Genomic DNA, 13,040 nt, shown 5'->3' on the forward strand with positions numbered 1-13,040 from the left:
CATGCCTTATTTTATTAATGTAATTCTTCCCATACCGTTAGAAAAACTGTTTACGTACAGTATTTCTGAGGCTGAAGCTGCTTTTTTACAGCCAGGAATGCGTGTTGCAGTTCCCTTTGGTAAATCTAAGATATACACCGCTTTGGTGTATGAAGTGCATCAAAAACCACCCGTTATTTATGAAGCTAAAGAAATTCATCAAATTTTAGATGAAGCACCTTTAGTAACTGTGATGCAATTAAAGCATTGGTTTTGGATTGCAGATTATTACATGTGTAGTGTAGGGGAGGTTTTTAGATCTGCTGTGCCTAATGCATTTTTATTAGAAAGCGAGACGTTAATATTAAAGAATAAGAATTTTCAGCCCGATGAAAATGAACTACTAGATGATGAATTTTTAGTATTTGAAGCTTTAGAACATCAATCTATATTGCGAGTGCAGGAGATAAGTGCAATTCTAGGGAAAAAGAGCGTACTTCCGGTGTTAAACCGCCTTTTAGATAAAAATATCATCATTTTAAAAGAAGAGGTATATGAGCAATATAAGCCGAAAATGGTTCGGTATGTTCGTATGGGAAATGCCTACAAATCAGAGGAAAAGTTAGAAGAATTATTAAATACCTTGACAAGGGCTCCAAAGCAAAGTCAAGTAGTGCTTACATTGTTTCAATTACAAGCAAGTTCAAAGAAGCCAATTAAGGTTTCGGATTTAGAAGTTGCTAGTAAAAGTTCTTCGGCCATTATAAAAACATTGATAGATAAAGCTGTGTTGGAAGATTATTTTATTCAAACAGATAGAGTAGTTTACCAAGACGACGGAGCAAATGAAAGTTTAAAATCTTTAAATGAATATCAATTAGCGGCATTAAAAGATATCAAACTAAGTTTTGAAAAAAACTTGCCGACTCTTTTACATGGAGTTACTTCTTCTGGTAAAACGGAAGTATATGTAAAGTTGATAGAAGAATGTATTCGGTCTAATAAACAGGCCTTGTATCTATTACCGGAAATTGCCTTAACAACGCAATTAATTTCTAGACTTCAAGAGTATTTTGGAGAAAAAGTGGCGGTATACCATTCTAAATATAGTGTGCAAGAACGTGTAGAAGTTTGGAACAATGTTTTGGCAAATAAAGTAAAAGCTCAAATTGTTATTGGGGCAAGATCTGCTCTATTTATGCCTTTTGCGGACTTAGGTCTGGTCATTGTAGATGAAGAGCATGAGAGTTCTTTTAAGCAATATGACCCCGCACCAAGATACCATGCGCGTGATGCAGCAATTGTATTAGGTAAGTTACATAAAGCTAAAATTTTATTAGGTTCTGCTACGCCTAGCGTAGAAAGTTATTATAATGCGCAAACGGGCAAATACGGCTATGCCAGTATTTTAAGAAGATTTGGTAATGTGTTGATGCCAGATGTAGAACTAGTTGATATCAAAGAATTGACTAGGAAAAAGAGAATGAAAGGGCACTTCTCTGAACGATTATTAGAAGAGATTACAGAATCGCTAGAAAGCGGAGCGCAAGTTATTCTATTTCAAAACAGAAGAGGTTATGCACCAATCATGGAATGTACTACGTGTGGGCATTCTCCGCAATGTCCCAATTGTGATGTAAGTCTAACGTATCATCAGCATAAAAAACAATTGCGTTGCCATTATTGTAGCTATAATATTGCAGTGCCCTTAGCGTGTGAAGCTTGTGGTAGTAGCACATTGGATACTAAAGGTTTTGGTACGGAACAGGTAGAGCAAGAGTTACAAACCTTATTCCCGGAAGTAAAAATTGGCCGTATGGATTTAGATACGACTAGAGGGAAGTACGGATATGAAAAAATAATTACGGCCTTTGAACAACAAGAGATAGATATATTAGTAGGTACGCAAATGCTTACCAAAGGATTAGATTTCAGGAATGTGAATTTAGTGGGGATTATGAATGCAGATACACTATTAAATTTTCCAGATTTTAGAGCCCACGAACGCAGCTATCAATTATTAACCCAGGTTTCTGGTAGGGCAGGACGTACTAAAAAACGAGGAAAGGTTATCATACAAAGTTATAATCCATACCATCAAATCTTAAAACAGGTGTCTACGGGAGATTATGAAGGAATGTTTAAAGAACAATTATATGAACGGCAACAATACAAATACCCACCTATAAATAGGATTATTAAGGTAACCTTTAAACACAAAGATTATAACAAGCTTAATGAAGCGGCAGAGTGGTTTACACAGGGGCTAAGGAATGCATTTGGTATTCATGTGTTGGGACCAGAATTTCCTCCTGTTTCTAGAATTAGAAATCAATATTTAAAGCATGTTTTAATAAAGATACCCAACGGCCAAGCTTTGGGTAAAACTAAAAATAGCATTAAAAGAATTGAAAAATCTTTTAATGCTATTTCGCAGTACGCTAGCGTACGAGTAATCTACAATGTAGATTATATATAGTTTAAACGTTGTTTAACGCTTCCGCTAATTCTGTTTTCTTGTTTCTACTTAGAGGAATAGAGCGCCCACTTACTTCAACATTTTTACTGTTGAACTTCTCTACTTTTTCTAAATTGATAATATAAGATTTATGAATTCTTAAGAATTTATCATCTGGTAATTGTTCTTCAAAAGACTTCATTGTAGATAAAATTACAATATTAGCTTCATCCGTAACCAGTTTAATATAATCACCAAGTGCTTCAATCCATTTGATGTCGTTTAGAATTACTTTTCTCTTTTTCAGATTACTTTTAACAAAAATATGCTCCTCATCTTCATTAATCCTATGTAGTTGCTCAAATTTAGCGACAGCTCTTTTTACAGAAGCGTCAAATCGAGACATAGTGATAGGTTTATGCAAGTAATCAGTGACATCATAGTCAAAAGCTTTTAGTGCATAATCTGGTTTTCCAGTAATTAAAATAACTTGAGGTCTGTTGTCTAACGATTCAAGGAGATCAAAACCACTAATAATAGGCATTTCAACATCAAGGAAAATTAGATCAATTTCATTGTTCTTGATTCCATTTTTTGCCTCAATTGCATTACTGTACTCGGCTACTAGCGCCAGGTTCGGATGGTTATTCACCAATTTAGCAACTGCCATCCTCTGCATGGATGAATCGTCTACAATTATACTTCTTAATTTCATAAAAGGTTGATTTGTGGGGTTAAATCATAGGCAAAGTACTGAAAAAACACGATGAACTACAACAAAAGATGTGAATATGGTATAATTTGTTGTGTAATCAGCAAAATACATGATTAAAAATTTAGGTTAAGTTTATTTTTTTAGCATAACTTTATGGATACTGAATCTAATAACGAAGTTTTTGCAGAAATCTTGTGTAAAGTCAGAAATATTATTACTTTTGCGCTCTTAAAAATATATTAATATGAATCATTACGAAACTGTTTTCATTTTGAATCCCGTTCTATCTGATACTCAGATAGAGGAAACAGTTAAGAAATTTGAAGATTTCTTAATTACTAAAGGTGCCAAAATGGTATCTAAAGAAAATTGGGGCCTAAAAAAATTGGCTTACCCAATACAACACAAAAAAAGTGGTTTTTACCATTTGTTTGAATTCAGTTCTCCAGGAGAGGTAGTTTCCCCTTTTGAGTTAGAATTCAGAAGAGATGAGCGTATCATGCGTTTTTTAACTGTAAAGTTAGACAAGCATGCTATTTCATGGGCAGAAAGAAGAAGAACAAAGTTAAAAACTAAAGCTTAAGTTATGTCATCAATAGAACAACAAGCAAAAGGTAAAAAAGACGGAGAAATTAGATATTTAACTCCTTTAAATATTGATACTAATTCTCAGAAGAAGTATTGTCGTTTTAAGAAATCTGGTATTAAGTATGTAGATTACAAAGATCCAGACTTTTTAATTAAATTAGTTAATGAGCAAGGTAAATTACTTCCAAGAAGACTTACTGGAACTTCATTAAAGTACCAAAGAAAAGTGGCTGTAGCTGTAAAAAGAGCACGTCATTTAGCATTAATGCCATATGTTGGTGATTTATTAAAATAAAAAAAAACGGACAATGGAACTTATATTAAAAGAAGACGTTCAGAATTTAGGATTTAAGGATGATTTAGTTACTGTGAAAAACGGTTACGGTAGAAACTTTCTTATTCCTAATGGTTTAGCTACAATGGCTACTGTTTCTGCTAAAAAAGTATTAGCTGAAAACTTAAAGCAAAGAGCTCATAAAGAAAAGAAAATTGTTGATGCAGCTACTAAAATAGCAGAATCATTAAAACAATTAGAAATTAAAATTGCTGCTAAGTCTGGTGCAGGAGACAAGTTATTTGGATCTGTAACTAACATTGATTTAGCGGAAGCTTTAGCAAAAGAAGGTCAAGAAATTGAGAAAAAATTCATCTCAATTGCAGGTGGAGCTATCAAGAGAACAGGTCCTTACAATGCGCAAATCAGATTACATAGAGATGTAGTTGTAGATTTTGCTTTTGAAGTAGTTGGTACTAAGTAAGAAAAATAGTTAACAAATAGTTAACAAATATTTTATAAAAAAAGAGTCATGTCCGCATGGCTCTTTTTTTTTGCGTTAAATTTGCCGTAAACTATAAACTCACTCAATTATGTTTAAAAAGGCTTATGCAGTATTTGTTCTGTTATTTGTCTCCTTCGGGGCACTATCTCAGGTTACGACCTCTAATATTAAGGGTCTTATTATTGACGATGTTAATGAACCATTATTTGGTGCTAACATTGTAGCAGTTCATACACCAACAGGTACTACCTATGGTGCAATTTCTAATGAAGACGGTAGATTTAATTTGCTAAATTTAAGAGTAGGGGGTCCTTACGAGGTATCTATTTCTTATGTTGGGTATAAAACACAATCTAAGTCGGATGTTTATTTAACCTTAGGACAAACCTTTAATGTAAATGTTACCTTGGCTTCTGATAGCCAGGCTTTACAAGAAGTTGTCGTAGTATCAGATCAAAGTGGAACCTTTGGTAGTGATCGTACAGGTGCAGAAACTAGTGTTGGGCGTAGAGAATTAACTCGTTTGCCAACAATTTCTAGATCTGCTTCAGATTTTACGCGATTAGAGCCTACAGCAAGTGGTAACTCTTTTGGAGGGCGTAATGATCAATACAATAACTTTTCTTTAGATGGTGCTATTTTTAATAACCCATTTGGTTTAGATTCTCCAACGCCTGGAGGGCAAACAGGTTCACAACCTATTTCTTTAGATGCTATTGAGCAAATACAAGTATCTACAGCTCCTTATGATGTATCGCAATCAGGTTTTACCGGAGCAAGTGTTAATGCTGTTACTAAAAGTGGTACTAATGAATTCCATGGTACGGTGTATGGGTTCTTTAGAAATGAAGATTTGACCGGTGGTAAGGTGAAAGGTGAAGATGTTATCAAACCTAAATTGTCACAAAATCAATATGGTGTTAGTATAGGAGGTCCTATAGTAAAAAATAAATTGTTCTTTTTTGCCAATTTTGAGAAAGAAGAAAGAGAAGATTTAGGAACAAATGGATGGATTCCGAATACGGGTTCTGGTGCTATCAATGAGTCTAGAGTGTTAGAGTCAGATTTAATGGCCGTGCAATCTGCTTTAGCAGGTCTTGGTTATGACACTGGTGCTTACAGTGGTTTTACCTACGGATCAGGTTCTACAAAGGGACTTTTTAAATTAGATTGGAATATTAATGATAAGAACAGGTTAGCACTTATCTATAACTTTTTAGATGCATCTAGTGAGAAACCTGCACATCCAACAGCTTTATCAACAAGAGGACCCAATTTTACAACTTTACAATTTGAAAAATCTGGGTATGAGATCAATAATAAATTAAATTCATTTCAATTAGAATTAAACTCTACCTTGTCTGATGAAGTAACAAATAAGTTACAAGTGGGATATACCCATTTTGATGATTTTAGAACTCCCTTTTCTAGCCCTGCTCCAGTAATCAATATTCAAGATGGAAATGGTCTGAATTATATTATTGCAGGTCACGAACCTTTCTCAATTAATAACAAATTAGACCAGAAAGTTTTTCAGTTAACTAATAATATGAATATTTTTAAAGGAGATCATACCTATACTGTTGGTTTTTCTTTTGAGAAATTTCAATTTAAGAATTCATTCAACTTAACTGCGTATGATAACTTTGCAACTTTTGGGACTAATGGTAATTACTATGGTAATTTTAACCCTTATCCTTCAGTGCAAACTTTCTTAGATGATGCTGCTGATCCAAACGGAATCCTAATAAAAAACTTAGCAAATGCTCAGAATGTTTTTAATAATTCTAATGCTGCTGGTGATGGAAATGACGGTGGTTGGAAATTAGCAGAACTAAATGTTGGTCAGTTGTCTTTTTATGTGCAAGATGAATGGAATGTTTCAGAAGATTTAAAATTAACATATGGTGTTCGTTTTGATAGACCAATGTATTTTGATACTTCTAGTTTAATTCAGAATTACATTGATACTGATAATGGAGCATCAAGAGATAATTCTGTTTCGTATTTTAACCCTAATACGAATGAAGAAGTGGAGCTTAATTCTACTACCATGCCTACCAATAAATGGCTAGTTTCACCTAGAATTGGTTTCAATTGGGATTTAAATGGCGACAAATCGACACAATTACGAGGGGGGACAGGTTTCTTTACAGGAAGATTACCTTTTGTTTGGATTGGAAATCAAGTAAGTGGTGCAGATGATGGTTTCTTTCAATTAGTAGATCCTGATTTTCAATTTCCACAAGTTTGGAGAACTAATTTAGGAGTTGATCATCGCTTTGATAATGATATTGTATTAACGGCAGATGTTTCTTATACTAAGGATTTAAATGCAGCTCATGTTCAAAACTGGGGATTAAGAAATCCAACGGGTATTTTGAATGCTCCAGGGGATAATAGACCATATTATACAGCTGCTGATAAAGGAAACAATGCTTATGTATTTACAAACTCAGATAAAGGAAGAGTATGGAATGCATCTGTTAAGGCTCAGAAAAATTTTAATAATGGCTTATATGTAATGGGGGCTTATAGTTATTTAAATGCTAAGGATGTAAACTCAATAGAAGCAGAGATTACTGGAGATGCGTTTGATTTTAACCCAACTCTAGGAAATGCTAATGAAGATGTGCTAGGTTTCTCTAAATATGGAGATACCCACAGATTTATTGGGGTGTTGTCTAAGAACTTTGAATATGGTCAAGGAAAATGGAATACAACAATTTCAACGTTCTTTGAGTACGGACAAGGAGCTCGTTACAATTATACGTATGCAGGGAATATTAACGGCGATAGTTCTTTCCAAAATAACGATTTATTATACATTCCTACCGCGGCAGAAGTTGGGCAAATGCAATTTTCAGGAGCAGGTCAAGCTGAAGCTTTTGAAGCGTATATTCAACAAGATGATTATTTAAGTGATAATAGAGGTGAGTATATGGAGCGTTATGGCGCATTAGCACCGTGGAGAGGTAAATGGGATATGAAAATATTACAGGATTATACCTTTAATAATGATAATAAAATTCAATTTAGTATTGATGTTCTTAATGTAGGGAACTTAATCAATTCTGATTGGGGTGTTATACAACAGCCTAATAATGTGAGTCCTATTGGAGTTTCTGTAGATGCTACCAATACACCAACCTACACATTTGACCCTAGTTTAACTAAGACTTACGGGTTTGATGCTAGTTTAGCATCAAGATGGCAAGCGCAATTTGGAGTGCGTTACATCTTCTAATGAAAAATAAATAATATTAAATCTTAAAAAGGCTGTACAATTTGTACAGCCTTTTTATTTTTGCCAAGATTTTGAATTTGTACAAAAGCAAATCAAACAGTAAAAGCAAGTAATGAAGTATACAAGACTTACAAAGCAGCAGTTAGAAGAATTACATCAGGAGTTTATTAATTTCTTAGCCACACAATCTATCACAGGAGATGAATGGGAAAAAATTAAAACAGATACACCTGAAGTAGCGGAAGAAGAATTAGACGTTTTTTCAGATTTAGTTTGGGAGGGTGTTTTGAATAAAGTAGATTTTGTGGAGAATATTTCAGCGCAACAAATGCATTTATTCCATTTAACAGATAAAGAGATGAAATTAATATCTGTTAAGGTGATGAACCCTGAGATAGACTTAACAACAGAAATAGGCTTTAATTGGTTTAAGAAAAATTGGCAATCAGACTTTGTAGAATATCTTTCTGCATCTAAAGCCTACAAGGACGATAAGAACCTAGATAAATTTGAACTAATAAAAAAAGGTGCTGTGATTACAAAAGGGGAGTTGTATCAATGGTTTGAAAAAGTCATAGGATAAGTCGATATTAGCGGCTGAATCCTGAGAGCTTTTTGCAATTTTAAATTTCAGAACTTTAGCAACTGCAACTCAGGCGTAATTTAAGATTGCGTTTAATACTAATTTAAGGTCTTAGTAAAGACAAGAACACATACTATTACATGGCACAAAAACCATCTATTCCAAAAGGAACCAGAGATTTTACACCTTCAGAGGTCGTAAAGCGTAATTATATATTTGATACGATTAAAAAGAATTTTCAAACGTTCGGTTTTCAACCCATAGAAACGCCCTCTTTTGAAAACTCTGATACCTTAATGGGGAAGTATGGCGATGAAGGCGATCGTTTGATATTTAAAATATTAAATTCTGGAGATTTTTTAAGAAGTTACAATGAAAATTTAATAAAGACTATTAAGCTGTCATTATATAATTTAAGAGTTTATTTAAAAAGCACTGTCAAAGTAGAAATGAATTCTTATGGGGTGAATTTTGTAGAAGTACTCCCTGAAATTTTGAGAAAAGACAAGCAAATTAAATTTGATGAATCAGTAATTGATTTAACTAATTTAGCTATTGATTTATGGAGTAAAATTGAAATTTTAGTAAATAAGGAAGATTGGATAGCATTGTTAATTAACGGGGGTGATGAAGATAAAAGTTTAACTAACTTATCTGTCGGAATTTTTGGTGAGTTCTATTTTGAAATGGGTACTAAGTATTTAGGTAATCACATCTCAGAAAAAGCCTTACGATACGACCTTACGGTGCCCTTTGCACGTTATGTAGTAATGCATCAAAACGAAATAGACTTTCCATTTAAAAGATATCAGATACAACCAGTTTGGAGAGCAGATAGGCCTCAGAAAGGTCGTTTTAGAGAATTTTACCAATGTGATGCAGATGTCGTAGGTTCAAACTCTTTATTGCAGGAGGTAGAGTTTGTGCAATTGTATGATGCTGTATTTGCTGATTTAAAGTTAGATGGGGTGACCATCAAGATGAATAATAGAAAAATCTTAGCCGGTATCGCGGAAGTAATAGGTGCAAAAGATAATTTAATAGACTTTACAGTCGCATTAGACAAATTAGATAAAATAGGAGAAGAAGGTGTTAAGAAGGAAATGCTAGAAAAAGGTATTTCTGAAGCTTCTATAGAAAAAGCATCACCATTGTTTAATTTAACAGGAACTAATTTAGAGCAGTTAGATGCGTTAGAGAAGCTTTTGTCCTCTTCAGAAGAAGGAGCAAAAGGGGTAGAGGAACTTCGGTTTATAATAGAAACAATTTCTGAGCTTGGCTTGCAAACAGCAACTTTGGCTATAGATGTTACTTTAGCCCGTGGGCTTAATTATTACACGGGAGCTATTTTTGAAGTTGGAGCTCCGGAAGGAGTGAAGATGGGTTCTATTGGTGGTGGTGGTCGTTATGATGACTTAACGGGTATATTTGGATTAAAAGATGTAAGTGGCGTAGGTATTTCTTTTGGATTAGATAGAATCTACCTAGTTTTAGAAGAATTAAATCTTTTTCCGGAAGCTATAGATCGCTCTTTACAAGTGTTGTGTGTTAATTTTGGAGAGAAAGAGGCATTAATGGCATTAAAATTAGTGACTAACTTAAGGAAAATTGGTATCAAAGCAGATGTGTATCCTAGTAATGCCAAAATGCAAAAGCAAATGAAATATGCAAATAACAGAAACGTACCTTTTGTTATTTTGATAGGGGATGAGGAATTAGCAAATAACTCTTTTGTAGTTAAAAATATGAAAGCGGGTTCTCAACAGACCTATAGCCTAGATAAGGTAGAAGAATTTAGTGCTACGCTATAATTCTTTTTTAATGGCTTTAATAACGGTTTTGTAATACGTTGCGGAATGTGGTACGTACTTTTTAGAATTTGCCATTCCCCAAGTTTCTTCGGAAAATTTTATAAGCGAGGTGAGTTGTAAATCTTCCACTTCGCTTTCTTGTTTTATTAGCTCTTGTAATGGTGCTTTTAATTCAGCAATAAAAGTGTGGTGAAACTCTGCGTCAATTAATTCAGAATGATGATTTTGAATGGATTTGAAGACGCCTATTTTTTTTAAATCCTTCTTAGAAACTAGCAAGCCAATCTCTTCTTCAATTTCTCTTAGTGCGGCAACTTCAACGGCTTCTCCAGCGTGTATGTGGCCCGCAACAGAAACATCAAACAATAGAGGGAAAGTATTTTTGTCTTTCCCTCGTTGTTGTAATAAAATTTGATGATTTTTTGTATAGAACCAGATATGAACGGTTTGATGAAAAATACCATCACGGTGAGCAACGGACTTCAAAACGGTTTCACCTGTTTTAAGGCCATTATCGGTTACGATATCAATTAATTCATCCATATTCTAGTAAAAAATCTGTCACCTTAAAAAATAATAAGAGGTACTTTATTCGAAATAACTAAATGTTTCTCCGTCTTTAATATTTAACACAGTTTCATATATAAGTTTAATAACATTTTCTACGTCATCTTGGTGTACAGTTTCTACTGTAGTATGCATATAACGTAGTGGTAAAGAAATTAAGGCAGAAGCTACACCGCCATTGCTATACGCAAAAGCATCTGTATCCGTACCTGTATAGCGAGAAGAAGCCATTCTTTGAAAAGGTATGTTATTAGCTTCAGCAGTTTTGATAATACGTTCACGTAATTTATTTTGAACGGCAGGAGCATAAGAGATTACAGGGCCAGCACCTATTTCCGTATGACCTTGTTTTTTCTTGTCAATCATAGGAGTCGTGGTATCGTGACATACATCTGTAACTATGGCAACATTAGGTTTAATAGTTTGTGTAATCATCTCAGCGCCTCTAAGACCAATTTCTTCTTGTACAGAATTGGTAATATAGAGTCCAAACGGTAATTTCTTTTTATTTTCATGTAAAAGTCGCGCTACTTCTGCAATCATAAAACCACCAGCTCTATTGTCTATTGCTCTGCAGACAAATTTATTTCCGTTTAAAATTTGGAATGTATCAGGATAGGTAATAACACACCCCACGTGAACACCCATTTTTTCTACCTCTTTCTTATCCTTTGCGCCTATGTCAATAAATATATTGTCTAGTTTTGGAGCTTCTTCTTTAGAATTGTCACGAGTGTGTATTGCGGGCCATCCAAAAATACCTTTTACAATACCTTTATCAGTGTGGATATTCACCCATTTAGAAGGTGCAATTTGATGGTCACTTCCGCCATTTCTAATAACATAAAGTAATCCTTCGTCAGTAATGTAATTTACATACCAAGAAATTTCATCAGAATGCCCTTCAATAACAACCTTGTATTTAGCGTCAGGGTTGATAACACCAACAGCCGTGCCGTAGGTGTCCGTAATAAAAGTGTCTACATATGGTTTAAGATATTCCATCCAAATTTTCTGACCTTCAGATTCGTATCCGGTAGGAGAAGCGTTATTTAAGTATTTTTCTAAAAACTCAATTGAATTTTTAGTTAGAATTTTATTTGTACTCATTATATGTGTATTTTCTAACGAAGTTAAGAATATTCACTTTTATTTAATAGCAATGCTGTGGTTTATTATTAATTTTGATATTCAGTTTATGATAATTTTATAGATGAAAAAGAACTTCTTATTAGCCTTGTTGTTACTTATATATTCTTTTTGCTTAGGGCAGGAAGAAGAAACCCCATTAGATTCCATTGCAGAAAAGATGATTATCATGGAGGGCGATTCTATTATGCAAAGCACTATTGCTTTGGAAGAGTATTATGTATTTAGTAAACTTAAATTTTCTAGCTACGAGGAAAAATTAAGGTATTATATATTAAGGAGGAAAACATTAAAGGTGTATCCATATGCGAAATTAGCAGCCGATAGGCTTACGGAATTAAATGATAGCTTAACTAGGATAACGAAGAACTCAGATAAAAGGAAGTACACTAGAGAGATTCAGAAATATATTGAGGGAGAGTTTTCTGATGAATTAAAGAAGTTAACACGCACGGAGGGCCAGATCTTGGTAAAACTTATTCATCGACAAACGGGTAATACGGCTTTTGACCTGGTGAAAGAATTAAGGAACGGTTGGCGAGCATTCTGGTATAATGCCACGGCTAAAATGTTTAAGATAAGTATAAAGGAAGAGTTTCATCCGGAGTTAGTGCATGAAGACTATCTAATTGAAGATATTTTACAGCGTGCTTTTTCTGAATTCAGAATAGAAAGACAAAAGTCGGCCTTAAATTTTGACTACTCTCAGCTTACAGACAAGTGGTCTACACAAAAGAATTGATACTTGTATTTGTTTATATGGTTAATTTCATGTAAATTTAATACCCTGATTTTTTCAAAGGGAATATTTTTTAAACTTTTTTTGTATTGTAAAACCTTGTAATAGTGGTTATTGTGAAGTGTGTTTAATTTTTTTTAAAAAAACTTTCCAAAAACGCTTGTGGGTTTTAAAAGAGGGTGTATATTTGCAGCCGCTTAGGGAAACAACGATACTTAATTAGGCGGAGAGTAAAAGAGATAAAAAGTTCATTGACATATTGTAAGACAGCGTTTAATTACTGGAAACGGTAATTAAATAAATTGAATTAACATAATAGCTTAAAGAATATAGAGGGCTAGGATTCGGATGATTTATTAGTTGGTTAATAGATGTTATATAATATTTACAAAACAACGATGAAGAGTTTGATCCTGGCTCAGGAT

Annotated in this window: 11 protein-coding genes; 8 read left to right on the forward strand and 3 right to left on the reverse strand. The window is 33.8% G+C overall.

The annotated features are described in order from the left end of the window. Position 1: 1 nt before the first annotated feature. Positions 2 to 2,458: a replication restart helicase PriA gene (gene priA, locus BLQ19_RS17505; RefSeq protein ID WP_074539200.1), complete on the forward strand. Its 2,457-nt coding sequence runs from the start codon at positions 2 to 4 to the stop codon at positions 2,456 to 2,458. Position 2,459: 1 nt separating this feature from the next. On the opposite strand, the gene BLQ19_RS17510 is transcribed toward priA, so the two are convergent. Beyond that, positions 2,460 to 3,152 carry a LytR/AlgR family response regulator transcription factor gene (locus BLQ19_RS17510; RefSeq protein WP_013548890.1) on the reverse strand — a complete coding sequence of 231 codons (693 nt, stop codon included), beginning with the start codon at positions 3,150 to 3,152 and terminating at the stop codon, positions 2,460 to 2,462. Between the two features lie 244 nt (positions 3,153 to 3,396). Here BLQ19_RS17510 and rpsF point away from each other — a divergent pair, with 244 nt between their 5' ends. The 6 genes from rpsF to hisS all read left to right on the forward strand — a co-directional run bounded on the left by rpsF (position 3,397) and on the right by hisS (position 10,160). Further along, the gene (gene rpsF, locus BLQ19_RS17515; RefSeq protein ID WP_024479877.1) at positions 3,397 to 3,735 is read left to right on the forward strand and encodes a 30S ribosomal protein S6; all 339 of its coding nucleotides are present in this window, start codon (positions 3,397 to 3,399) and stop codon (positions 3,733 to 3,735) included. A 3-nt stretch (positions 3,736 to 3,738) separates the two neighbouring features. Beyond that, the gene (gene rpsR, locus BLQ19_RS17520) at positions 3,739 to 4,035 is read left to right on the forward strand and encodes a 30S ribosomal protein S18 (protein WP_024479878.1); all 297 of its coding nucleotides are present in this window, start codon (positions 3,739 to 3,741) and stop codon (positions 4,033 to 4,035) included. 13 nt (positions 4,036 to 4,048) lie between these two features. Further along, the gene (gene rplI, locus BLQ19_RS17525; protein WP_024479879.1) at positions 4,049 to 4,498 is read left to right on the forward strand and encodes a 50S ribosomal protein L9; all 450 of its coding nucleotides are present in this window, start codon (positions 4,049 to 4,051) and stop codon (positions 4,496 to 4,498) included. Positions 4,499 to 4,607: 109 nt separating this feature from the next. After that, the gene (locus tag BLQ19_RS17530; protein ID WP_074539201.1) at positions 4,608 to 7,766 is read left to right on the forward strand and encodes a TonB-dependent receptor; all 3,159 of its coding nucleotides are present in this window, start codon (positions 4,608 to 4,610) and stop codon (positions 7,764 to 7,766) included. Between the two features lie 112 nt (positions 7,767 to 7,878). Further along, positions 7,879 to 8,349: a DUF6495 family protein gene (locus tag BLQ19_RS17535; protein ID WP_074539202.1), complete on the forward strand. Its 471-nt coding sequence runs from the start codon at positions 7,879 to 7,881 to the stop codon at positions 8,347 to 8,349. A gap of 140 nt (positions 8,350 to 8,489) precedes the next feature. After that, entirely contained in the window at positions 8,490 to 10,160 is a 1,671-nt protein-coding gene (gene hisS / locus BLQ19_RS17540; protein ID WP_074539203.1) for a histidine--tRNA ligase, read from the forward strand. On the opposite strand, the gene BLQ19_RS17545 is transcribed toward hisS, so the two are convergent. After that, positions 10,155 to 10,703 carry an NUDIX hydrolase gene (locus BLQ19_RS17545; RefSeq protein WP_074539204.1) on the reverse strand — a complete coding sequence of 183 codons (549 nt, stop codon included), beginning with the start codon at positions 10,701 to 10,703 and terminating at the stop codon, positions 10,155 to 10,157. The genes hisS and BLQ19_RS17545 overlap by 6 nt on opposite strands. Before the next feature lie 45 nt (positions 10,704 to 10,748). Continuing rightward, positions 10,749 to 11,837 (reverse strand): M42 family metallopeptidase, encoded by a 1,089-nt coding sequence (locus BLQ19_RS17550; RefSeq protein ID WP_024479884.1) that lies wholly within the window; start codon positions 11,835 to 11,837, stop codon positions 10,749 to 10,751. A 103-nt stretch (positions 11,838 to 11,940) separates the two neighbouring features. Between BLQ19_RS17550 and BLQ19_RS17555 the strand changes: the two genes are divergently transcribed. Next, entirely contained in the window at positions 11,941 to 12,618 is a 678-nt protein-coding gene (locus BLQ19_RS17555) for a DUF4294 domain-containing protein (RefSeq protein WP_074539205.1), read from the forward strand. Positions 12,619 to 13,040: the final 422 nt, after the last annotated feature.

The organism is Cellulophaga baltica, assembly GCF_900102165.1.
Taxonomy (GTDB): Bacteria; Bacteroidota; Bacteroidia; order Flavobacteriales; family Flavobacteriaceae; genus Cellulophaga; species Cellulophaga baltica.

Excerpts from the sequence above, each read along its gene's own strand:
- priA (WP_074539200.1), top strand. The coding sequence starts at position 2 with ATGCCTTATTTTATTAATGTAATTCTTCCCATACCGTTAGAAAAACTG.
- rplI (WP_024479879.1), top strand. The coding sequence starts at position 4,049 with ATGGAACTTATATTAAAAGAAGACGTTCAGAATTTAGGATTTAAGGAT.
- BLQ19_RS17550 (WP_024479884.1), bottom strand. The coding sequence starts at position 11,837 with ATGAGTACAAATAAAATTCTAACTAAAAATTCAATTGAGTTTTTAGAA.
- rpsR (WP_024479878.1), top strand. The coding sequence starts at position 3,739 with ATGTCATCAATAGAACAACAAGCAAAAGGTAAAAAAGACGGAGAAATT.
- BLQ19_RS17510 (WP_013548890.1), bottom strand. The coding sequence starts at position 3,152 with ATGAAATTAAGAAGTATAATTGTAGACGATTCATCCATGCAGAGGATG.
- BLQ19_RS17545 (WP_074539204.1), bottom strand. The coding sequence starts at position 10,703 with ATGGATGAATTAATTGATATCGTAACCGATAATGGCCTTAAAACAGGT.
- BLQ19_RS17555 (WP_074539205.1), top strand. The coding sequence starts at position 11,941 with ATGAAAAAGAACTTCTTATTAGCCTTGTTGTTACTTATATATTCTTTT.
- BLQ19_RS17530 (WP_074539201.1), top strand. The coding sequence starts at position 4,608 with ATGTTTAAAAAGGCTTATGCAGTATTTGTTCTGTTATTTGTCTCCTTC.
- BLQ19_RS17535 (WP_074539202.1), top strand. The coding sequence starts at position 7,879 with ATGAAGTATACAAGACTTACAAAGCAGCAGTTAGAAGAATTACATCAG.
- hisS (WP_074539203.1), top strand. The coding sequence starts at position 8,490 with ATGGCACAAAAACCATCTATTCCAAAAGGAACCAGAGATTTTACACCT.
- rpsF (WP_024479877.1), top strand. The coding sequence starts at position 3,397 with ATGAATCATTACGAAACTGTTTTCATTTTGAATCCCGTTCTATCTGAT.